This is a genomic window from Vulgatibacter incomptus, assembly GCF_001263175.1.
GTDB lineage: Bacteria > Myxococcota > Myxococcia > Myxococcales > Vulgatibacteraceae > Vulgatibacter > Vulgatibacter incomptus.
The window spans coordinates 3,021,522-3,044,545 of record NZ_CP012332.1 but is presented as its reverse complement, the minus strand read 5'-3'; the positions used below and the strand labels follow the sequence as shown (position 1 = coordinate 3,044,545).

Here is a 23,024-nt window from a genome sequence, read left to right as displayed (position 1 = left end):
CTGGTTCGAAAATCCGAACCCCAGGTGAAAGGTGCCCCGTTCGACACCCGCCACCTGGCCGCGAAGGCGGCGCCGGGCCTAGAAACGCAGCGACAAGCCGGCGCCCAGATCGAGGAAGGGCGCCGCTCGGTGCAGGCCGTTCGCGACGAGCGGGGCGGCCGGATTCCCTTCCGGCAGGTCGATCGGCGGCAGGTCCAGGCCGAAGTGGAGCTCGCCATCGCTGCCGAAGTGGTAGCCGACGAAGGCGTTCGCATCGAGGAACGTGAGCAGACGCACCCTCCAGTCGAAGCGGGCGAGGAGCGAGCCGTCGCTGAGGTTGCCGAGGAGGCTCGCCACGAGGGTCGTGTCGTTCCAGCTCCCCGGGCCCACGGCGGAAGCGTAGACCGCCCCGTAGTGCTTGCCCAGGTAGAGCGGGGTGAAGGCACCCGAGATCATCAACCACGGGTAGAGGGCGGAGTCGTCGTAGCCGGCACCATTATAGAAGTACTCGGCGCCCAGCGTGATGCTGTCGTCGTCGCCGTAGGCGATCCCCAGCTCCGCTCCGAGCACCGCCTGCGGGATCCACTCGTTCTCACGGCTGTAGGTCGTCGGGAGCACCAGCGGGTCGACGCTCACCGGTCCCCGGAAGAAGGGAGCCTTCCCGCCGCGGCTCAAGGCGCCCTCTGCCCGGAGGTCGAGGGGTCCCAGGGGGAAGGTGATGTCGCCGCCGACCTGGATAGGCCGGTCCTTGCGCGCGGCGAAGGAGACGGAGACCTCGGTGGTGCCGACGAGCTTCTCCACCCGGAGCGCGCCGCCGACCTCGTCGGGCCGCGTGGCGTTCTCGAGGTTGGCGATGGCGTAGAAGTTCCAGCCGTCCGCCTCGTCCGGCAGGTGGAACTTGAGCAGGCTGACGCCGAACCGCTCGTCGATCACGGCGAGGGGATCGCGGCGCTGGATGTTCAGGAAGTCGGTGGGGTTCCAGAAGCGGCCGGCGCCCCAGCGGATCGGCTGACGTCCTGCGGTGACGAAGACCGTCCGATCGATGTCGAACTTGAGCCAGAGCTGGTCGAGGCCGCCGGTGGTTCCGCCGCGGTTCTTGACCTGACCCACGTCGTCCGTGACGTCCGTGTTCAGGAAATAGTGGGTGACCCGCCCGCGCACGAAGGCCCGGAGCCTGTCGGTGGGCCTCGCGTCGAGGTAGAGGTCGAGGAGGTTCGGGTTGGAGATCGGGAAACCCTCCGCGATCCCCTTCTCGGCTGCGCCGTAATCCATGCGCAGATAGAGGAGGCCGCCCACGTCGAGCTTGTTCTCCCGAAGGCCGAGGCGGCGATCGATCTCGCCGCTCGAGAGCAGCCGGCCCTCGTCCCGCTGCTCCTCCGTGGTGGAGGGCCGGTCGGCGGGGGCGGACGCGGAGATCGTATCGCCCCCGTCGCCAAAGAAGTCGTCGTCGCGGGAGTCGCCCCCTCCGTCACCGAAGAAGGCCGCGTCGCGGGAGTCGCCGACGTCGCCGCCGACGACGGCGGCGTCCCTGGAGTCGCCGCCTCCGAAGATCGCGTCGTCGCGCGACGCCGTCGACGGAACCCGGGCCGGAGGCTCGGCTTCGCCGAAGAAGACCTCGTCCCGGGGATCCCCCTCCGCCGCCGCGAGACCCGGAGCGGCGATCGCCGCCAGGAGCGCGCACAGGCGCAGCACTTTCGATGCGCCGAGGGCGCGGCCCACGATCATCGGCTCTTGCTCTCCAGCCACGCCTTGGTGAAGTAGCTGTCGTCCAGAGCCGAGAGATCCACGGACCGGATGACGACGGTGGTCTGGTTACCCTTCTCGACCTCGTCGAAGATTCGCTGCTCCTTCGGCACCCAGACCTCGCCCTTCTTCACCGGGCTGTGGACCTTCATCCACTTCGGGAAGTACTGGGTGCGCATCAGCTTGCCCGAGAGCGCGAGCTCCTGCCGCTTGAGCAGGTTGCCCGTCCCCTTCTCGATCCAGAGGTGCATGATAGGGAAGGCCACGTCGGCGTCCGGCCTTGCGTGCAGCTCGAGGTGATCGGCGGTGAGCTTGCCGAGCTTCTCTTCGCCCACCCACTTCGCCTCGAAGTCCTGGGCCAGGCGGGAGCGGTCGAAGTCCTGGCGCCGCGAGTCCGTGCCGCCGATCTTGTCGCGCTCGGTGCGCCGCTCCCACTTCCCGACCGTCGGGTCGTAGAAGAACATGTTCTTGTCGACGCGGAGGTAGCCCTTGCCGGCCTCCTCCTTGGGACGCAGGAAGAGGATCACCAGCTTCTCGGTGATGTCCCGCCGGTAGACCACCGCCTCGTATACCTGGTCGTTCTTGTCCTTCTCCTTGCGCTCGATGAACGCGAGGGCCTGGTAGTCGCCCACCGAGTTCTGGCGGTCGTCCTGCTCCTTGAGGAGCGCCTGGGCCTCGGCCTGGGTGAGCGCAGCGGCGGGAAGCGATACGAGGAGGACGCAGAGCAGCGTCGCGATCCGGATCATCATTGTCTCTCCAGCGAAAGGATCAACCGACGTGGTGGATGGCGTTCACCGGCCGCATCCGCGCGGCGCGGGACGCCGGCCAGAGGGCCGAGAAGCCGGTGACGAGGGTGAAGAGGGCGATAGCCTTCACGAGCTGCGCGGGCTCCACGGCGAGGTGGAGCGTGTCGCTCAGCATGATCATGCGGGCGGCGTCGGAGGGAATCGGCAGCGCCGCGGCGTCGAGGAGGCCCGAGATGGCGCCGCCGAAGAGGCTCCCGGCCGCGGTGGCGGCGAGGCCCAGCAGGATCGCCTCGGTCACGAAGAGCGTGAGCACCCGCCGCCGCCTCATGCCGATCGCGCGGAGCGTCCCGACCTCGGAGGTCCGCTCGCGCACCGACATCCACATCGTGTTCATGATGCCGACGACGATGATCAGCATCAGGACGCCGATCAGGAAGATCGAGACGGCGTTGAAGCCTGCGATGGTCCACTTGAGGAAGGCGCCCTCGTCCTCCCAGGTGGAGATGTTCAGGCGCTGGCCGGTCCAGGACTCGGCGACCAGCGACTCGAAGCGCATGAACGACGGCTTCGACTCGTGGTCGAGGATGCTGTACCCCTTCTCCTCGAAGACCTTCCGCAGATGCGCCATCGTCGCGTCGGCCTGCCCGATGTCCTTCAGGTACACGAAGAACCCGCCGGTGGATTCCTCCTTCATCCGGTAGAGGTGGCGGACGGCGTCCTTGGACACGAAGGTGTACCAGCTGCTCATCATCCCCATGTCGCGGGCGATCGCCACCACCGTGAACTCGGCCGAGTTCATCGCGCCGCGGGTGGTCTCCGTGGTGATGGTGACGTTGTCGCCGACGCCCACTCCCAGCCGCTTCGCCTGGCCGGCGAAGAGGAGGATCGTGCCGGGCTGCCCGATCCGCGAGCGATCGCCGAAGGCCTCGTTGCGCCCGCCCTCCTTGTAGTCGCGCTCGGGGGCGAGCTGGATCCGCTCGAGGAACTGCTGCTCCACGGCGGGGTCGATGCCGTTGAACGAGGAGACCGTCGAGCCGGTGTCGCTGATCAGCTTGCCGAAGCCGCCCAGGCGATCGATCACGAAGTCGAGGCCCGGCGTGTTTTCCTCGATGATCTTCCTCACCGGCTCGCCTTCGGCGATGAACGGCGCCACCTGACCCTGGGTGAGCTTGAAGAAGCCGCCGACGTTCACGTGGCCCGACGCCAGGGTGGTCGCCGTCTTGCGCATGTTGTCCGTGAGCCCCTGCGAGAGCGCGAGGAGCACCACGAGGAGCGTGGTCACCATTCCAAGGGCCACGGAGAGCAGCAGGCTGCGCCGCCGGGCCTGGAGCAGGTTGCGGAGCGCGATCTTCACGTAGATGCCCATGACGCTACTCCTTGCGCTGCATCGCCACGACGGGCGCGATCCGCGCGGCGATGCGCGCGGGATAGAAGGTGGAGATCAGGCTCACCGCGAGGATGGCGGCGAGGCCGAACACGAGCTGCGCCACGCCCACCGTCGGGTACAGGGCGGGACCACCGAAGAGGAAGATCAGGAAGTCCGACGACGAGGCGGGCAGGCCCACCTTTCCGAGGAAGAGCGTGAGCGCAGTGGCGAGCCCGGCGCCCGTGCCGCTCGCGAAGGCGCCGAGGATCAGCGTCTCGAAGAGGAAGAGCGCCAGCACGAACCGCCGCTTCGCGCCGATGGCCCGCATCGTGCCGATCTCGGCGACGCGGTCCATCGTGGCCATGACCATCGAGTTGTTGATGATCACGAGCGCCACCAGGAAGATGATCGCGATGGTGATGTAGAGCACCGCCCGGAGGACGAGGATGAGCTGTCCGACGATGCCGGTGACGCTCAGCCAGGGAAGGGGCTTCACCTCGAGGCCGCGGCTCGCGGCCACCGCCTCGATCCGCTCGATGGTGTCAGAGAGCCGGCTCGGATCCTTCAGCAACAGGGCGGCGTGGAGCACCGTCCCCTTGTCGAGGTCCGCCGGATCGAAGGTGTCGATCACGTTGGCCGCACCGGAGGTCGCGGCGATCCGGCTGCCGAGATCGATCCCGCCGGCAGACTCGTGCTCCTCCACCTCGGCTTCGGAGCCGAAGAGGGCGTCCTCTGCGTCGTCCCGCCCGAGCTCGGCGAGGCCGACCTCGGCGCGGATGGAGTCGAGCTCGGCGCGCTTCTCCACGGTCATCAGGCCGAAGAGGTCCCGGAAGGACATCAGGTCCATGAGGCAGTAGGCAGATGCGAGCGTCGAGCGCTCGAGGCCATTGAAGCGAAAGGTGCCATAGACCTTCACGTTCACCGCCTTCGGATAACCGGCGCGGGTCATGGAGCGCATGGTGAAGGTGTCGCCGACCTTCACCTTGTACAGCCGGATCTTCGGAGCGATCACGTCGTAGAAGAAGGCGTAGCGCGCGTCGAAGCTCGTGTCGTCCACCGCGAGCAGGGCCGCGACCTTCTCGTCGAGATCGCCCGTGGCGTCCGGCACGATCCGGGACAGCTCCGCCTCGACCGCGGCGGCGTCCTCCGCGTCGAGCTGCTGGGTCACGTAGCGGGTGAACTTCGCGAGCGACTTCACCTCCTCCTGGAGGCCCGGATCCGTGGCGATCCGCTTGCCGTCGAGGTCGCGTGCCTCGCGGACCTTGTCGAGCATCCGCGCGACCTTGTTCTTGGAGAAGTCCTCGAAGAAGGTCTTGTTGAAGAGGAAGCCGCGGTGGCCCGTGGGGACCTTCTCCCCTTCGACCAGCTCGAAGGACTCGAAGCTCTTCGCGAAGGCGTCGAGGTCGGTGCCGATGAAGGGGATGTAGTGGGTCCAGCCCTCGTCGGCGAGCTTGGCGATCCGGGTGTCCATGAACTCGAGCACGGGCTGGGGATGGGCGGCGAAGTTCGCCCAGAGCTCGTCCGAGCCGGCCTTCTCGAGGTCCGCGTTCTCCGCCAGGATGTCCTCCGGGTGGGCCGTGAGCTCCAGCCGGCGGAGGTTCGAATCGAGGAGGAGTCCGGTGGTCCGCCGGAGCTTCCGGACGAGGCGATCCCGCCTCGACGCGTCGCCGTCGTCCAGGGCCTTTCGGAGCTCGGCGAGGGTCTCGTCGAGCTCGTTGCCGAGGAGGGGTTGGGCGACGTGCCGGCCCATCGGGATCACGGCCTTCACGTTGGGGATCGAGAGAACCGCGTCCCGCACCTCGGCGAAGGACTCGATGACGCCGACGTCCTGCTCGGAGGCGGCGGCGGGGCCGTAGAACGCGAGATCGTCTTTCGCCTTTTTGGAGACGAGCTGGATCTGGCCGGTGAGGCTGCCCGTGACGCTCGCCTCCATCGCCCGCTCGATGTTCGAGAGGAGCGTGGTGCCGAAGACGAGGAGGAAGGTGCCGAAGGCCAGGAGCGAGCCGACGATCAGCACCTTGACCCGATGGCCGAAGAGGCTCCGGAGCGCGAGGCGCAGGAGCAGGCCGAAGGAGCCCTTGCCTCCCATCACGCCACCCCTGCTGCGGCGCCGCGGCCGTCGTCGACGATCCGCCCGTCGGCCATCTTCACCACGCGATCGGCGTGATCCATCACCTTGGGATCGTGGGTGGAGAAGATGAAGGTGGTGTGCTCGGTGTGGTTGATCTCGCGCATCAGCTCGATGATGTTCGTGCCGGTGGTCGAGTCGAGGTTGGCGGTGGGCTCGTCGGCGAGCACGATCGCGGGCCGGGTCACGAGGGCGCGCGCGATGGCGACGCGCTGGCGCTGGCCGCCGGAGAGCTCGTTGGGCCGCTGCCGGAGCTGCTTGGTGAGGCCGACCTTCTCGACCATCTCGCGCACCCGCGCGTCGCGCTCCTTGCGGCTCATGCCGCCCTGGAGCAGGAGCGGGAACTCGACGTTCTGATAGAGGTCGAGGACCGCGATGAGGTTGAAGCTCTGGAAGATGAAGCCGAGCTTGTGGAGCCGGAGCGCGGTGAGCCCCGAGTCGCCCAGCTCGGAGGTCGACTGGCCGTCGATGCGCACCGTGCCGCTGGTCGGCGTGTCCACGCAGCCGATCAGGTTCAGCAGCGTGGTCTTCCCGGCGCCGGAGGGCGCGGCGATCGCTGCGAACTCTCCCCGGCCGATGTCGAGGTTCACTCCGTGGAGCGCTCGCACGGAGAGCTTCCCGAGGGGGTACTCCTTGACGACGTTCTGGATCTCGACGATGGCGTTCACGTTCTGCTCTCCTTCAGGGACGGCAATGCGGGGCGGCACCCTACTCCAAGATCTCCTGGGACGCTTCCCGGCCTCCGACAGGTTCTCAGCGTGGGAGCGTCTTACGTGCTAAGATGTTTTCCTGTCAAGGAGGCTGGCTGTGAACAGCGACGGGCGGGAACAGGGCGAACCGAAGGCCTGGATGGCCTTGGTGCAGGGCTTGCGGCGCTACGGCGACGAAGGCGTGGCGTTCAGCGAGGCCTTGGCGGGCCGTCTGGGAATCAACGTCACGGACCTGAGGTGCGCGAGCCTCGTGGACCAGGTGGGTCCGATGACCGCCGGCCGGCTGGCGGAGCTCACTGGCTTGACCACTGGCGCGATCACCGGCGTGCTCGACCGGATGGAAAAGGCGGGTTTCGTCAAGCGGACGCGGGACCCCCAGGATCGGCGACAGGTGCTGGTGGAGACGGTCGCGGCACGGGGGGAGGATTTCGACCGCCTCCTCGCGCCCTTCCTCGAAGCGACGGAGGCCTATTGCTCGGCCTACCGCGACGAGGAGCTGGAGCGCTTCGCGCAGTTCCTCGACGGATACCGTGAGCTCCTACGGGATCAGGCGGCGCGCCTCCGGGGGGCGGGCAACGACCGAGGCGCGATTGCGACGCTGTCCGCGCCGCTGGCCTCGGCTACCAGTGGGAGGTTGGCGTTCGTCTCGGGCGCGTCGAACCTCAAGATCCACGCGGACGCCGGAAAGGACGAGCTCTACCGCGCGCAGTTCCAGGGGCGCGAGCCCACGGTGCGCTGCCATGGCGGGGAGGTTCGTGTGGAGTACTCGCGCTTCTCGCTCTTCGATCTGCGCAAGCTCGGCGCCCGGATCGCGCTGAACGCGTCGATTCCCTGGGCGCTCGAGCTCGGCGGGGGCCTCGCCCGCTGCGAGGCCGACCTGCGGGACCTGGCCGTCGAGTCGATCCGGGTCTCGGGCGGCGTCCATCACCTGAGCCTGGACCTCGGAGCGCCCTCGGGAGCGGTGCCGATCGCCATCACCGGCGGGGCGGTGAAGGTGACGATCCGGCGCCCCGCAGGCGTCGCCGTCGGCCTCCGCGTCCAGGGCGGCGCCGCCAAGGTCGCCCTCGACGCGATGTACTTCGGCGCGATCGGCGGCTCGTCGCGGATGGAGAGCCCGGACTACCAGGGAGCCGCCGATCGCTACGAGATCGAGGTCTCCGGCGGCGCGAGCGGGTTCACGGTCGAGACTCTCTAGAGATCGCGCCGATCCTCGTCGTCCCGTACGTCGGAGGCGGGGTGGAACAGCGCCACCCCGCCCGGATGCAGCGCTATCAGGGATCGACCTCCACTTCGACGACCGGGGCCTCGGCGATCACCTGCCCGTCGGCGTCGCGCACGAGTGAGGCGCTCAGAGCGAAGCGCCCGACGCGAGGTGGCTCGAGGCTCAAGAAGAGCCAGTAGCGCGACGGGCTCTGGAGCTCGGCGGCGGTGAGGGCCACCGGGTAGATGGCCTCCCCGGCGGCGTCGGTCCGGACGACGTCGGTCCAGCCCGCGTGCCCATTGGGATCGGCGCCGGGAGGCCCGCGGAAGATCGAGAGGCCGGCGGCGCCCGCCCCGGCGCGATCCGTCCACCGCAGGTGCAGGTGGAAGGTCTCGGAGCTCGCGTAGGTGGAGGCGGTGGAGAGCGCGACCGCCAAGAGCGATCGCTGCCCGGCGAGGATGGCCTCGTCAACCGAGAGCTGGATCGTGCTGCCGAGCTCCTGGAGGGTGAAGGCCTGGGAGCCGTGGGCGATTGGCGCGCCGGCCGCCACGGCCACCACCTCGGCCTCGAGGAGGTAATCGCCGGCGGGGAGGTCGACGCGAACGCGCCTGGCGACCCCGCCGATCACCTGGAGCTCCGACGCTGGGAACCCTGCGGCTGCGCCGAGCCAGCCCTCGCCCTGACCGTCGAGTGCGATCGTTCCGGTCCAGGACGTGGCGGGGAGGCCCTCCTCTCCTGCTTCCGGAAACCCCAGCTCAGCCCCCACGACGGGCGCGCCCCGGCTGGTCAGGCGATATCGCCAGCGGACGGGGGTGTCGGGAGCGGTGGTGCGATCCAGCCGCCCGAGAACGGTGCCCACTCCAGGCGTGTTCGGGTGCAGATCCTCGAAGTCGGAGAAATAGACGAGGGTGGTCAGGGGCGCTGCCGCGAGCTCCTCGGAGGCGCGGTCGGCGATCACCTCGCCGGTCCGGATGTCCTCGATGACCAGGCGGAGGCGGTAGGCGCCCGGGGCCGGGATCTCCAGGCCCAGATCGAGGGTGGCGCCGTCGTAGGAGTCGAGGCCGTCTTCACGGACGGTGAATCCGCTCCGGAGGATGGCGAAGCCCTGGGGATCGGTGGTGACGAAGTCGGTCCAGGTGTCGACGTCGGGCGCTCCCGCGCCAGCTGCGCCACCAGCGCCGCCCGCACCGGCTTCGCCACCCGCATCACCCGCATCACCCGCTCCACCTGCGCCACCTGCGCCACCTGCGCTGCCGGCGACTTCGCCCGGCGGCGGCGGGAGGTAGATGGCGAGACCGGCGATCGGCGCGCCGAGGTCGTCGGTCACCTGGAGCCGCCAGCGCAGGCGCCGCAGGGGATCGAAGGCCCCGCCCAGCATGGCCCGGATCGTCACGTGGTTGCGGGATCCCGACTCCAGGAATCGCAGGTCGCCGAAGTCCACGCCCAGCACGTAGGCGGGGGAGTTGCAGAGGTAGTGGGTCGCGGTCACCTCGTCGTCCGACAGAGCGCCGTCTCCGTCGAGATCGAGGCCGCTTCTGACGGCGGTGCCGCCATAGGTGCAGTTGGGCCCAGCGGCTTCCGGGTCGAGACGGAGGAGGGCGGTCTTGCCGTCCGTGCCGTCCCGCCCGGGCGCCCCCGGCTGCCCGTCGCCGCCGTCGGTGCCGTCCTTGCCCGGCAGGCCGCTGCAGACCACCTCCCGGCTGGTCGCCTCGGTCTGGAGGTCGAGGATCCCGTCGCCGTCGAGGTCGAGACCCGCGTAGACGGCGACGCCGCCCCCTGGGCACTCCGCGCCGGCCGGGAGATCCACGAGGCGGACGAGGACGGTGGCGCCGTCCTTCCCGTCCGCGCCGTCGGAGCCATCCTTGCCGTCGGAGCCGTCCTCGCCGTGCGCCCCGTCCTTGCCGTCCCGCCCGTTGTCCCCGTCGACGCCGTCCCTGCCGTTCTGGCCGTCGCCGCCGTCCTTCCCGTCGCTGCCGTCCCTTCCCTTGGACGGAGCCGGGATCACGGTCTCGGAGCCGTCGGGGCAGCGGACGATCGCCGCCCCCGCCTCGCCTTCGATGACCGTGCAGCCGCCGCTGCCGCCCAGCGGGCTCGAGCTGCCGTCCGGGCAGACCATCCGCTGGCCGGCGGCGGTCGTCTCGATCCGGCAGGACTCCGGATCGCTGCACCCGGCGAGCGCGCCGAGCGCAACGCCGACGAGGATCGATCGCTTCACCGTCTTCATGGTCGCGTTCCTCATCGGCACGCCTGCGTGCGCAGGTAGCCGTCGCGGTCACAGTGCGCGCCACCCACGTTGTAGTGGCAGTCGTACACCCACTGCTGCGACTCACCGCAGGCGGGCACGGCCCCTTCCCAGCCTGCGTTTCCGTTCAACGAGCAGGCGAGGACCTTGTATTTGCAGCTCGCGGAAACGGCGGTGTTCTGCTTCTCCTCCACCCCGTCGCAGTTCCAGTCGAAGGAGCCGCAGGCGTTCCGGCCGGTGCGGAAGGTGTTCGAGTCCGGGTAGGCATTCGGATCCGAGTCGCAGCAATCCCACTTGGTCGGGGCCACGATCCGATATTTGCCCTTCGGAGAGCAGAGACACTTCGGCGGAACGTTCCGGTCCGCGAAGCCGTCGCCGTCCCCGTCGTAGTAGTAGTCGATGCAGCCGGCGATGTTCTCGTCGCTGCCGTTCTCCGTGTAGGGGTTGCCGTCGCAGTCGTGGTCGAGGGCGTCGGCGCAGGTCTCGGCCTCCGGGAACTTCACCTGCTGGCAGAAGACCTCGCCACGCGGGGGCCTCTCCTCCGGGAAGGAGGCGCACGCCTTCCGTCCCTTGGCGCACTCGCCCTTCAGGTTCGGCACGGTGCAGGCGTCACCCTTGCCGGGGAAGGTCTCGTCGATCGCGCCGTTGCAGTCGTCGTCGAGCCCGTTGCAGATCTCCGCCGTCTCCGGAACGTCCTGGGTGCAGACGATCTCGCCGCCGATGCAGTGGGTGGTGCCCGCCTCGCACACGCCGAACCGGCCCGTGTCGCAAGCGACGCCGCCGCCCGGATCCCCGTTGTCGACGACTCCGTCCCCGTCGTTGTCGAGGCCGTCGCAGACCTCCCACGCCGAGCAGCCGAGGAACTTTCCGAAGTCCCGTGGATCGCGGAGGCAGGCGGCGGCGATGGGGTTGATGTCATAGCCGGGGCAGCTCGCGAGCGCCTCGACGCACGAGTTCACGCAGCCGCCCTGGTAGCGGGCCGTCCCCATGTCGAGGCCGTCGTAGCGCATGTACGGGGTGGGGCCGTAGTCTCTGTAGGGCACCGCTCCCCAGAGGACGTCTCCGGGCCTGACCGAGGAGGCGTCCACCCGCTCGCAGCCCACCACCGTGTCGGAGGGGTTGGTTCCTCCGGGGACCACGGCAGGGCCCGCCTTCCCGCAACGGCTGAGGCGGAAGCCCGCTGACTTGACGCCGTCCGGGGTGAGCTCCTGGACCGCTCCCGACGACGGCTCGTCGTCGACCACCAGGCACTTGAACTGGCTGTGATGTCCCAACCCGTTGAAGGTGGCCGGATCGGTGTAACGGGCGAAGTCCATGCCCACGGGCGGATTGGCGGTCCTCCACCGCGGATCGGGATCGACCTTGCACTGCCGCCAATAGGCGCCGTCGGAGGCGGCGTACGAGAGCGGAACGTGGAGGTTGTCCGGGCCCGCGGGGGCCTCCAGGCGCGACTTCTCCTGGATCACCCACGTGCCGTGGGCCTCGCCGCCGGCGGGAGACCGATAGGAGCCGCGGTAGAGCTCGACGAAGTAGCTGAACTCGTTGAACGGCTGCTGCTCCGGGCGCATGGTCGGCCCGAGCGAATGGCCGCTCCACTCCGACACGTCCGCGATCCCGTTGTCGTTGTAGTCGGCGCGCCGGTCGTGACAGACCTTGGTGAAGCGGTTCAGCTCGCGGGCCGAGAGCCGCCCGGCGCCGTAGGCGGGGAGGCCCTTCGATCGCCAGTGGACGTCGAGGAGCGCCTGGTCGTCGTTTCGATCGGTCTCGAAGAGCTCGAGGGGCCTCGAGAGGCGCACCACCTTGGAGTCGCCCGCCTCGTTCTGGAGCTCGACGCGATCGATCGTCCGGAGCTCGCAGCGAGCGTTGGTCCGCAGCGCCGGATCCTTCGACTGGATCGCGAGCCGCGCGCTCTCCCTCACCCAGCCGTCGCCGTCGGCGTCGCAGCGGAAGGTGCCCACGTCGCCGGCGGTGGAATAGAAGTATCCCGGCTTGGTCTTGCAGATGCAGCTCCCGGCCGAGGTGGGGAAGGGCCAACGGCCGTCCTCGCCTTCGTCGTCGCAGGCGGGGCAGGGCGCGCACTGGCTGCCTCCCCAGATCTCACCGTCGGCACACGCCGGGCGGCAGATCGCGTCGGTCTCGTCCGTCGCCTCCGTGCAGGCCTGCTCGGCGCCGCACGTGAGCGAGGCGCAGGTGCGCACTTGGCGGCACGAGCCGGTCCGGGGATCCTCCACGAAGCCAGGGAGGCAGCCGGCACATCGGCCCTGGGGTGCCTCGACGCAGGCGCGGTGCTCCGTTTCGCAGGACCTTTGGCTGCACGGCACGAAGGGCTCGCAGCCAAAGGTCTCGTGGTCCAGGACGAAGCTGCCTTCACATGCGCCGCACACCGCCGGCGCCTTCGACGAATCGCAGGCCCGATGCTCGGCGGCGCAGGCGGCGGCGATCGGGGTGGCCTCCGCCGATCCCTCGTCGCAGGTCGCGTCGGAGATGGGCGCGCATTCGCCGCCGAGCGCCACGAAGCCGGCGCGGCAGGCGCCGCAGGCTGCGTCCGCATGGGCCTGGGCGGCCGTGCAGGTCCGGTTCGCCGCAGCGCACCCCAGATCCCCGCAGGATCGGACCAGGCGGCAGGTGCCGCTCTTCTCGACGAAGCCGGGGTAGCAGCCGCCACAGGCCGCTTCCTCCAGGCCCTCTTCGTCGCAGGTGCGGTTCTTCGACGCGCAATCCGCGGCGATGCTCCCCTCCCGCTCGGTCGTGGAGCAGGTGCGATGGATGCAGCGTCCGGCGAGGGCGTCGTTGCCCGGCAGGCAGGCGCCGCACTGGGCGTCCCGGCTCGAGCCTCCGTCTGCACAGGTGCGGCCCTCGGCGGCGCAGTCGAGATCGCCGCAGGCGATCACGGGCCTGCAGGCGCCGTCGTCCTCCACGAAGCCCGGGAGGCAGACGCCACAGAGCGCTCCCAGCTGATCCTCGAAGCAGGCGCGGTGCTCCGTCGCGCAGGCCTCGACGATGCTGCCCGGCGCGCCCGCCACGCAGGTGGGCGGCGCGAGCGTGCAAGAGCCGTCGGCGGCGGGAACGTAGCCATCGCGGCACGGCGGCGGCGGCGCGGGATCCTTCCCGCAGGATCCGGTGCCGAGGGCCAGGAGCGCCAGCGCGACGGCGCCCCGGAGAAGTCGAGCGGTCGAGGGTCGCATCAGAGCTCCGTGAAGTCGGTGTAGTAGACGTAGAGGCGGATGTCGGCGAGCGAGGCGAGGTTGATGTCCTTGTTCACCTTCTCGTCCTTCTGGTTGAAGACCAGATCCCAGCCGGTGTTGATGTAGGGGCGATCGCGCAGGCGCTCGCTCTTGTACACCTCGGGTGAAAGTGGCCTCGTCCCGTTGAAGAAGGGGTTGAGGACCGCCGTACGCGTCGGGAACGAGTAGTAGTTCGTCCGGGAGTCCACGGCCCGGACGACGCCGGTGCCGCGCTGGGTGAGGTAGATACGCCCGAGGGAGTCACCGACGTCGTCGCCGACCACCTCCACCTCCACGAAACGGAGCTTGTGATTCCGCGTGAGGGGCGAGAGCTCGTCGAACGAGGTGGAGAACGCCATCGAGAGATAGCCGCGGTCGTCCAGGAGCTTCACGTCCTGGAGCTTCTCCCGGAGCAGCCGGGTCCGCGCGGCCTCGCTGAGCGCGATCCCGTTCTCGTCAAGCCGCGGGATCCGGAGCACGTCGTCGCGGAGCGAGACGATCGCCACGCGGGTGTCCGGGTTCCCGTAGCTCTCCTGGAACTGGACGAAGGCCTGGTCGAGCTCGTCGAGATAGGCCTCGAGGGTGGTGTCTCCGCTCGCGACCATCCGGATGAGGAAGAGCTTGTCCAGGGCCGCGTAGCTCTGGCTCGTGTAGTACTCGAACACCTTGGTGGCGCGGTAGGCCTCCTTGAGGGCCGCGAAGAAGGTGCGGTCGGCTGCCGAGACGGCGTCGTTCCGGTAGATGCGGACGTTCGGATCGTTGCGCGCGGCCTCGACGTTGATCGCCATCTCCTCGTTCTCGGCCTGGCCGGCCATCGTGGAGGTGGCGTCGTTCCGGAGCTTCTCGATCCGGGAGAAGGCGAGCTTCAGGTCGTACTGGAATTTGGCGACCTCGAGCTCGAGCTCAGCCGCCTGCCGCATCAGGTCCTTCACGACGTACTTGGTGTCGATGTTCGCGGCGGTGCACTCTTCGTTGATCTCGCGCTTCATCTTTGCGAGCTCGAGGTCGCCGATCCTGCGCTCGAGGCCCACGATGATCGCGCCGTTGACCGCCATCAAGACGTTGCCCGCGATCGAGACGCCCATGTACGCGCCCAGGCTCAGCGCCGCTGTCGGGCAATCGGTCGCCGTACCCACCGAGCACTTGGTGAGAGTGGCCACGGTCGAGGCGATGCCCAGCGCGTTCGAGGTGGTGTCGATGATGAGCTGGAGCGAGTTGATCCCGTCCTGGTAGCGGAGGATCTCGCCGTCCTTGTCCGCCATGTAGTCGCGGAAGTCCTCGATGCGCTTGCACTGCTCGGACGCCTGATCCTGTGCGTCCTTGGCGGAGGCGAGGAGGTTCCGGTGCGCGAGCTTCAGGCCCTCGAACTCGAGGCGCGCCTGCTCGAGGCCGAGGATCGCGTCGTTGAGCTCGCCGTTGCCCATGAGCCCGCAGGGGTCACCGAGGAGCCGCGTCTTCTCGGAGAGGTGGGCGTACTTTGGGATCGCCGTGTAGACGCTGGTCTTGCCGTCCTCCTGAACGGTGAAGGTGCCGCAGATCTCCGCGAGCGTGTCCTCGGCCTCGTCGCGGATCCGTCCCAGCTCCGCCTGGAAGAGAGCGGAGTCCGTGTCGAAGGATCGCGTGTCGGCGAGGGCGCGCTGCTCCTTGTCCGCCGCGACCCGCGCCATCTCCCGGGCGCGAGCGAGCGACTTGGCGAACGCGTTCGTGTCGTTCGGGTCGAGGGCGGGGAAGGGGATGTAGTCCGGCGGGATCCCGTAAAACGTCGCCTCGTCGGAGATGTCGCGGTACACGGTGCGCATGTCGAGGAGCGCGGCGCGGTAGGTGTGCTGCGCGAGCTCGACGGCCTTCGTGATCTGAGCCGTCGCGCTCGAGTCGGCGGATCGGCTCACCTTCCGCATCATCTGCGAGAGGATCGTCGACTCCATGTACGCCTGCCCGTAGGCGCGCTCCACCACGAGGCGGGCCAGATCCGGTCGATTGAAGCCCTGGTACTGCTTGGCGATCTCGCTCCAGACCCGCGTCTTCTGCGACGAAGCGCGGATCAGCCGGTCGAAGTAGGAGACGGTGGTCGCCAGGGTGATGAAGCCCTGGCCCGGCGGCAGATCCCCGATCGACGACCAGATCTCCTTCGACTGTCCGTAGAAGCGGTCGAGGGCCGCCTGATAGTACTGGGTGGCCTGGTAGAGGCTGTACATCTGGAAGCCCGCCCCGCCGGAGAGGCTGATCCCGTTGGGCTCGAAGAGCTCGCCTTCGAAGTTGGCGAGCTTCTGCCCTGCCAGGTCGAAGCGGGAGGAGAAGGCCGAGGTGAAGGCCTCGTCGCCCATCATGATCAGGAGCTCGGCGTTCAGGCGCTCGAAGCCGTCGTGGACGATCGGCGTCAGGAGGCCGAAGACGACCTCCTCGCTGTAGGAGAAGTTCCGGACCAGGAACTCCTTGAGCTTCGCCCGGGCCTCGTCGGAGAGGTCGTCGTAGTAGCGCGTGTAGACGTGGGTCGCACAGTCCACGCGATCGCGGATCTGCTCGATCGCCGCGGGGTCGTAGCAGTACGGGATCGCGTCTCCGACGCAGACCTGGGGCGCGAAGCCGACGCTGGTGCCGACGCGGTTTCGGAACCGCGTCTTGTAGCGGAAGGCCTCGGTGATGTCCTCATCCAAGGGGCGGAAGACGACGGAGGTCTCGACCGCTTCCGGGTAGAAGAGCTTGCCCTTGCGAAGATCGGTCCTGTCTTTGCTGCACACGAGCTCGTTGGGATCCTTGCAGCGGTAGACGGGGTCGACCCGGATGTCGTGGGTTCCGGCAGACTTCCAGATCGCGAGCGTGTCGGCGCAGCTGCCCTTCAGCGGTGAGACCTGGCCAGGGACGCCGCCGGCGCGCTCGCAGGGCTCACCCGCCCGGCAAATCCCCGAAGATTTCTGGCAGCCGAGGCCCGCCATCGCAGCCTGCTCGCCCTGCTGGCCCTTCAACGTGAAGTACTCCACCCGGCTCTCGGCGGGGCAGGGAACGAGCTCGCCGGACGCGCGACCGTCGTCGTTGGGGCCGCCGTCGAAATAGCCGGTGTCGGCGCAGTAGTAATGGACCTTCTCCGCGCTCGCGGGGTCGAGTGGGACCACCGTGTCGCCGGTCGGCACGAGGCCGTCGACCACGCCGATGCCCATCGCGCTGGCGGTGGCGGCACTCAGGGAGCCGCCGCCGAACCCGGCGAGGACGCGATCGACGAGCTCGGGGGAGCACGAGAGACCCTCGCTCTCGGGACGAGCCCGGTAGTCCTTCGTGGTCGAGCCCTCGAAGTCGCTCGACGTCAGGTGCGCCTGGGAGGCCCGGGTGAGAACGATGTAGCCGTACGAGCTGAAGCCCTCGGCGTCCATGGGGTCGAGGAAGGAGGGCAGCCGTTCGCGGAAGAGGACGAGCAGCGTGCTCTGGTCGATCATCGCGCCGTCGACGAGCTCGAGGCTCCTGCGCCTGGTGGCTCCGTCGGGGATGGGGTTCGACGCCGCCATGCTGCGGTTGAGGGCGTTGGCACCGTTCCCGTAGGGCAGGAGCTTGTCGCGGCACTCGTATCGGTAGCGCTTCCCGGTGACCGGGTCCTCGGTGGTTCCCTCCTCGAAGCCGGGGAGGAGCGACGGCATGCGGGTGAGCTCGAAGGTTCCCGACACCGCTCGCGAGCAGCTCCGATCGGACGCGTCGGTCGCGTAGCGCCCGCCGACCAGGACCTCGGCGGAGAACCCGTCGAGGAAGTTGAGGCAGGTGCCGCCGGCGGAGGTGGAGCAGCTGTTCGGATCGGCGGAGAAGGACAGGGAGACGTGCGGATCGCCTGCGAGGTGGAGGGTCTCGCTCGAGACGATTTTCCCTTCCCACTTCTTCGAGCTCGCCTCGTCGCCGCGGACGTTGAGGACGATCGGGAGCTCGGCGACGCCGGTGGGAACGGGCGCGTCGGGGAGGTAGTCCGAGAAGATCGCGATCCCGTCGTTGTTCTCGTAGAGGTAGCAGCCGACGTTGGGATCCGGGTTGGCGGCGCTCGGACAGCGCTGCCGCACCGAGTCCCACTTCCAGCTCTCGGTCTGCATCGCGATCAGCGCCGCGTTGAACTCCCGGAGGCTGATCCGCCTGTCGCGAAGGGCGCCCCATCGGCGGATGAAGGCGTTGCCGACCGCACGGAGGGCAGCTCGATCCGACTTGTTGCGCACCCACGCGTCGAGCCCGTCGTCGGGGAAGTTGGCCACGTAGTACATCGTCCCCGTCCACTGGCCATCGGGGCTGCGTGCGAAGGCGACGCTGAGCTCCTTCACCCCCATCGACGCGCTCGTGACCTCGAGGATGCCCTCCCATCGATCGAGGGTGGGGTTGTCGGCGCCCGAGAGCCGGATCTCCTTGGACTCGCCGGGGCCGACACCGACCGTGAGCTCCTGGAGGCGCTCGGGCTGATCGGAGCCGGCGGCGAGCTCCAGCCAGAAGAGCGGATTCTCCAGGATGGTCTTCGGCCCCGCGTCGGAGAACTCGCGGTGCTTCACCTTGCGGACGACGAACTCCTCGTACTGATCGCCGACGTTCTCGATGCGAAAAGCGTGGGCGGTCTTCTGGGAGGTGAGCTCCAGGCTTCGCGCCGAGAGGCGGAAGGTGCCGGTCGCCACCGGGGCGGCGCCGCCGGCGGGGGACGAGGCGAGGGGCATGCAGAAGCCGGCCTCGCCGTCGAGCGTCGTGCAGACCGTCTCGGCGGGGCAGCGATCCCGGGAGGTGGAGCAGGGGATCCGGCAGGCGTGGCGGTAGCAGCTACGGCCGTCGCGGCAATCGGAGTCCGCCGAGCAGTCGGAGTAGCAGCTTCCGGCGATGCACGACTGGAAGTCGGGGCAGTCGGCGTCGGCCGCGCAGCTCCCTCCCTTCGAGCCCAGACCTGCGCGGAGCTCGCCGGATTCACGGGTCGTATCGACCGGCATCACGCACGTGCCCTGCCGGCAGAGGGCCCCGTCGATGCAGCCCTCCAGGAGCCCGTCCTTGCTGCAGCGCAGGACGCTCCCGTCGGCCTTGCGCAGATCGCCGCGGCAAGGGGTGTAGCAGACGGGATCGGCGGGGGGCGTCAGCGTCTGGCCGGTGTCGACCTCGCAGCGGCCCCCGGCGCAGACGTGGCCTTCGGCGCAGACCTTGTCGCCCTCGCAAGCGCAGCCGGCCCCACCGGGCCGATCGGAGGAGCAGGTGGGGACCTGGCAGAGGCCGTCGGTGCACGCGAGGCGCACGCCGTCGGCGCCGCGCTTGCACGTGTTCTGCGGGCCGCATTCGCAGCCGAGCTCGCCGCGCGAGGAGCAGGCGGCGGTCGGGTAGTCGCTGAGATCCCCGCAGGCCGCCAGCAGCATCAGCGGGGTCGCGAGGAGGAGGACCTTCTTCATGTTGGCTCCGTTCGCTGCCGACGTCGGTCGGCGACGAAGTGAGAAGGTTTATTGCTAAAAGTGTTGACGAAGGAAGGCGCCCAGCTCGAGGCGGACGAGGGAATCCCGGGTCGCGGGGATCCGCTCCAGCTTGCCGTCCTCGATACGGGCCCGCTTGTGGACCGAGCCGATGGGGAAGAGCGACTGCTCGAGGCAGAGCTCGGTCCCCTCGGCGAGGGAGAGCGGGCATTCGACCGCCTCGAACCCGGCGAACCAGGAGCGGTCGAGCCAAGGCGAGTCGAGCCCGACGGAGCCCCAGCGCAGGCCTCCGGCGAGGCCCAGGTCGAGCCAGCCGAGGAGCGCGTACCCTGCGCCGGCCTTCAGCTCCCAGCTCGCCCGTCGCTCGTCCGGCGAGGCGGTCGCGATCGCGGCGGAGACGCGGCCGGTGACGTGCCCTCGCCTGGCACCGAGACCGGCGCGCAGCGAGGGAGCGGCGACGGCGCTGGAGGAGAGCTCCAGGCTGCCACCGGGCCCGGCCTCGACGAAGAAGGGCGAAGGCGACGCAGGAGCCGCCACCTCCTGGACCACCACCTGCGGCTGCGGAGGCGCCGCGAGGACCGCACGGGCCTCTTCCACCAGGCGAACGTCGTCCTCGCTCAGCCGCTGTGGCGCGGGGAGGCAGCCCTCGAGCAGGACCACTTCGGTGCCCCGCCAGGTCGGTTCCGGCAGTGGCGGCGCCTCGCGAAGGCGCTCGGCCGGTACGCCGAGCTCCGAGAGGCGAGACAGGACGGCCGTGGCCCGCGCCCGCGCGCGGGCGAGCTGCGCGGCCTGTGCACTGCCGAACGCCGTCACCACCGCGTGGGAGAAGGACTGTTCGTCGAATCGCCCCTGGACCACGGCGCAGGTGCGCTCGTGCTCGGGGCGGCGCAGGCAGTCTGCGATGGTCTCGAGCGCCGGGAGCCACTCGGGGACGAGGGTGGCGCTTCCGCTCGAGTCCGGAAGGGCGGCGGCGCCGTCGAGGCGGAACCGGTGTCCTGTGCAAGCCGGGGAAGAGCTCTCGACGGGAGGAAGCTGAGCGCTCGCCGGCGCCGGCGATGTGCTGATGGCTCCCAGCACCACCATCGACGCGATTGCAGCTCTCCCCCTCATCCTTGGCCCCCCTTGCTTCGGATTGTTGGAGGGCGCTGCTACAAGACGTCGAAATGTTCAGTCAAGGAGTTTGGAATATTTTTTCATCCTCGCCCGCGCTCACGGGAAGGGGGCGGCCCCGCGTGGCTCTGCAGGTGAAAATTATGAAATATTGTGAGGCTTGGATTCCCACACGGCCTGGCCGCAGGGTCCGCATGAACGTTCAGCCGAGGCAGGGGCGGCGGAACGGGCAGCGGGCGCAGGCGGCTGCGTCGGTCGTCTTCGGGAAAGTGGCGATCTCGGCCCGGTTCGCGTCGGGATCCGCGAGGAGCGATCTCATCCGCTCGATCGACTCCGCCATGTGCGCGGTGAAGCCGCGGATGGACTCGTCGTCCACGCGGACCTCCACCTCGTCGAGGGAGGGAAGGTAGACCACCCGGCACTCCACCTTCGAGAGCGGCACGTCCCAAGTGTCGCGCGCATAGACCGCGTAGCCCAGGAGCTGCTCCTTGTCGCTCTCCCGAGGCTTGCCCGTCTTCCAGTCGACCACCGTGACGCCGTTCGGCGTGCGGAAGGCGAAGTCGGGCGCCGCGTAGATCTTGTGTCCCTCGAAGAGGAAGGTGCCGAGCTCGTCGACGGGCAGCCACCGCTCCGGCGGCAGCTCCCGCGCCGCGGCCAACCACCGCGAATCGAAGAAGGCGCCGAGGCAGCGCTCCACCTGCTCCCAGCCCGAGCGCCACTCCGCGTCGGAGACGGGCTCGTCATACTCGTGCTCGATCAGGCCGAAGGCCTTTCGGACGCGGTAGCTCTTCTCCCGCGACTCCCGGAACTGCGCGCGCATCGCCGCGCGCACCTGATCGACGACGGCGGGCGGATCCACCGGGAAGCCGTCGCGGACCATGACGAGGATCCGCTTGATCGCGTCGTGCACCGCAGAGCCGTACCAGGCGCGTCGCGCGGTCAGCTTCTTGAGTGTGTAGAGATCCTTCACTTCGGGTGCTGCGCCGCGCTCCCAGCCGCCCCAGCTCCCGTAGTAGTGGAGGTAGTACTGCCGCGGGCACTCGGCGAGCTTCTCGTGGCGGCTCTTCGACCAGGAGAACTCGTTCTGCAGGGGCTTTCGCTCGAACGCCATCGTTTAACCCTCAGCTCTCGAAGAGCCGTACGAAGCCCTCGTTCAGCCACGCGCCGCCGTCCGCCACGATGCAGGCGCCGTTCACGTAGGCGGCGTAGTCGCTGACGAGGTAGGCCGCCGCCCAGGCGATCTCCTCCGGGCGCCCGAAGCGTCCCAGCGGAACACCCTTTCGCACCGCCTCGGCGACAGAGGGCACGGAGAAGAGCTTCTCTGCGCCGCCGGTCTGCTCGATGGGCCCCGGCGCGATCGCGTTCACCCGGATCCCGTGGAGGCCCCACTCCACCGCGAGGGTCTGGGTGAGGCTGAGGACGCCGGCCTTCGCCGCCGCCGAGTGCACCGTGCCGGGACCGCCCGTCCAGGCGTAGGTTGCGACCATGTTGACGATCGAGCCCTTCTTCGCCTCGATCATTCGCCGGCCGAAGGCCTCGGTGCAGTAGAAGGTGCCGTTGAGCACGATGTCGATCACGGACTTCCAGCCGTTGACCGAGAGCTGGCTCGCCGGCACCACGAAGTTGCCGGCCGCATTGTTCACGAGGATCTCCGCGAAGCCGAAGCGTTCGGTCACCTTCGCGGCCACCTCCTCCACCGCGTCGGGCTGGCGCACGTCGAGGGGGAACCAGGCGACCTCCGCGCCGGCGGCCGCACCCTGGCGGATCTCCTCCGCGGCCTTCTCGAGGACCTCGGCCTTGCGTGAGGCGATCACCACGTTGGCGCCGAGCCTGGCGAATTCCTTGGCGATCGCCAGGCCCATGCCGGTGCCGCCGCCGGTGATCACAGCGGTGCGTCCCTGCAGCGTTCCCGGTGCGAGCATGCGTTTCTCCCGTGATCCCGGCGGAGTTGAGACCGGAGCCTCGTCACGATACGAGACCGGGCGAATGAGGGCCAGCCGATCGTCGGGTGACGATGGAGCGCGAGTGAGCATGCGGTTCGACGACAAGGAGACGAGGGAGCTGCACGACGAGCTCCTCGCCTGGTACCAGCGGGTGAAGCGGGACCTCCCCTGGCGGAGGACCCGCGATCCCTACGAGATCTGGGTGAGCGAGGTGATGCTCCAACAGACCCGCGTGGAGACGGTGAAGGGCTACTACGACGCCTTCCTGTCGCGGTTCCCCACGGTGGAGGCGCTCGCCTCCGCGCCTCAAGACGACGTGTTGGCGGCGTGGAGCGGCCTGGGCTACTACGCCCGCGCCCGCTCGCTCCATCGCGCTGCGAAGGAGGTGGTCGAGCTCCACGGCGGCCGCCTCCCTGCGAATTCCCGCGATCTCTCGAGCCTCCCCGGCTTCGGCCCCTACACCGTGGCAGCCGTCGGCTCGATCGCCTTCGGTCTGGACCTCGCGGCGGTGGACGGCAACGTCGCTCGTGTGTTCACGAGATGGACCTGCCGTGAAGGGGATCCGCGGACCCCAAAGGCCCTCGCCGAGCTGCGGGCGCTCGGTGCGGAGCTCCTCCCGCACGGCAGGGCCGGCGACTGGAACCAGGCGCTCATGGAGCTCGGCGCGTCGCTCTGCGGGCCAGGATCACCCGATTGCGCGAGCTGCCCGGTCGAGCGGCTCTGCCGGGCGAAGCAGGAGGGGCGTCAAGACGAGCTGCCGCCCAGGCGACGCGCAAAGGCGCGCCCGATGCTCCGGCTCGCCGCGGCCCTGGCGCGCCGGGGGGACGAGCTCCTCCTGGCGAAGCGGCCGGATTCGGGGCTCTTCGCCTCGCTCTGGGAGCTGCCCGGCGTGGAGGTGGAGGAGGGCGGGGACGAGAGGGCGCTGCTCCACCGCTCGATCGAGGCGATGGCCCCGGGCGCCAGGGTGGCCGCGGGGCCCAAGGCGGTCGTGGCGCAGACGCTGACGCATCGGGAGCTGACGATCGCGGTCTACGAGGTTGAGGTGCCGCCCGGCGTCGAGCTGCGGGTGGGCGAGCCCTACCTCGAGCTCCGCTTCTCCAGCCCGGGCGAGAGCCCGCCGGGCGGCCTCTCGAGCGCCACGAAGAAGGCGCTCGCCGCGGCGCTGGGCGAAAGGAACGCGAAGAGGTCCCTCGAGGGCTAGAATCGGGGCGGATCGGCCGCCAAGGAGGGAGCCAG

General features: G+C 69.3%; 13 protein-coding genes. 2 read left to right on the top strand and 11 right to left on the bottom strand.

From position 1 onward, the window contains the following. Nucleotides 1-78 precede the first annotated feature (78 nt). Genes AKJ08_RS12635 through AKJ08_RS12615 form a run of 5 tightly spaced genes read right to left on the bottom strand, consistent with a single transcriptional unit; the run spans nucleotide 79 to nucleotide 6,630 of the window. Nucleotides 79-1,704 (bottom strand): hypothetical protein, encoded by a 1,626-nt coding sequence (locus AKJ08_RS12635; RefSeq protein WP_050726395.1) that lies wholly within the window; start codon nucleotides 1,702-1,704, stop codon nucleotides 79-81. Next, nucleotides 1,701-2,471, bottom strand: coding sequence for an outer membrane lipoprotein-sorting protein (locus tag AKJ08_RS12630; RefSeq protein ID WP_050726394.1), 771 nt, complete (start codon nucleotides 2,469-2,471; stop codon nucleotides 1,701-1,703). Before AKJ08_RS12630 ends, AKJ08_RS12635 begins: the two co-directional genes overlap by 4 nt. Nucleotides 2,472-2,490: 19 nt before the next feature. Beyond that, complete coding sequence (locus tag AKJ08_RS12625) at nucleotides 2,491-3,834, bottom strand: ABC transporter permease (protein ID WP_050726393.1); 1,344 nt, start codon at nucleotides 3,832-3,834, stop codon at nucleotides 2,491-2,493. A gap of 4 nt (nucleotides 3,835-3,838) precedes the next feature. Then, nucleotides 3,839-5,923, bottom strand: coding sequence for an ABC transporter permease (locus tag AKJ08_RS12620; protein ID WP_050726392.1), 2,085 nt, complete (start codon nucleotides 5,921-5,923; stop codon nucleotides 3,839-3,841). Beyond that, nucleotides 5,923-6,630, bottom strand: a complete 708-nt coding sequence (locus AKJ08_RS12615; RefSeq protein ID WP_050726391.1) for an ABC transporter ATP-binding protein — start codon at nucleotides 6,628-6,630, stop codon at nucleotides 5,923-5,925. Before AKJ08_RS12615 ends, AKJ08_RS12620 begins: the two co-directional genes overlap by 1 nt. A 139-nt stretch (nucleotides 6,631-6,769) precedes the next feature. On the opposite strand from AKJ08_RS12615, the gene AKJ08_RS20165 reads away from it, so the two are divergent. Next, nucleotides 6,770-7,867 carry a MarR family winged helix-turn-helix transcriptional regulator gene (locus AKJ08_RS20165; protein WP_050726390.1) on the top strand — a complete coding sequence of 366 codons (1,098 nt, stop codon included), beginning with the start codon at nucleotides 6,770-6,772 and terminating at the stop codon, nucleotides 7,865-7,867. A 76-nt stretch (nucleotides 7,868-7,943) separates the two neighbouring features. Here AKJ08_RS20165 and AKJ08_RS20430 read toward each other — a convergent pair whose 3' ends face one another. The 6 genes from AKJ08_RS20430 to fadH all read right to left on the bottom strand — a co-directional run bounded on the left by AKJ08_RS20430 (nucleotide 7,944) and on the right by fadH (nucleotide 21,767). Then, complete coding sequence (locus tag AKJ08_RS20430) at nucleotides 7,944-10,097, bottom strand: DUF7151 family protein (protein ID WP_050726389.1); 2,154 nt, start codon at nucleotides 10,095-10,097, stop codon at nucleotides 7,944-7,946. Between the two features lie 11 nt (nucleotides 10,098-10,108). Further along, nucleotides 10,109-13,300 carry a MopE-related protein gene (locus AKJ08_RS12600; protein WP_050726388.1) on the bottom strand — a complete coding sequence of 1,064 codons (3,192 nt, stop codon included), beginning with the start codon at nucleotides 13,298-13,300 and terminating at the stop codon, nucleotides 10,109-10,111. Beyond that, the gene (locus AKJ08_RS12595; protein WP_050726387.1) at nucleotides 13,300-18,717 is read right to left on the bottom strand and encodes an EB domain-containing protein; all 5,418 of its coding nucleotides are present in this window, start codon (nucleotides 18,715-18,717) and stop codon (nucleotides 13,300-13,302) included. Before AKJ08_RS12595 ends, AKJ08_RS12600 begins: the two co-directional genes overlap by 1 nt. A 54-nt stretch (nucleotides 18,718-18,771) precedes the next feature. Further along, nucleotides 18,772-19,845, bottom strand: coding sequence for a hypothetical protein (locus AKJ08_RS12590; protein ID WP_157370652.1), 1,074 nt, complete (start codon nucleotides 19,843-19,845; stop codon nucleotides 18,772-18,774). A gap of 202 nt (nucleotides 19,846-20,047) precedes the next feature. After that, nucleotides 20,048-20,956: a RecB family exonuclease gene (locus tag AKJ08_RS12585; protein WP_050726385.1), complete on the bottom strand. Its 909-nt coding sequence runs from the start codon at nucleotides 20,954-20,956 to the stop codon at nucleotides 20,048-20,050. A gap of 10 nt (nucleotides 20,957-20,966) precedes the next feature. Next, nucleotides 20,967-21,767 (bottom strand): 2,4-dienoyl-CoA reductase, encoded by an 801-nt coding sequence (gene fadH, locus AKJ08_RS12580; RefSeq protein ID WP_050726384.1) that lies wholly within the window; start codon nucleotides 21,765-21,767, stop codon nucleotides 20,967-20,969. A gap of 109 nt (nucleotides 21,768-21,876) precedes the next feature. Between fadH and mutY the strand changes: the two genes are divergently transcribed. Then, complete coding sequence (mutY, locus tag AKJ08_RS12575) at nucleotides 21,877-22,989, top strand: A/G-specific adenine glycosylase (protein WP_050726383.1); 1,113 nt, start codon at nucleotides 21,877-21,879, stop codon at nucleotides 22,987-22,989. Nucleotides 22,990-23,024: the final 35 nt, after the last annotated feature.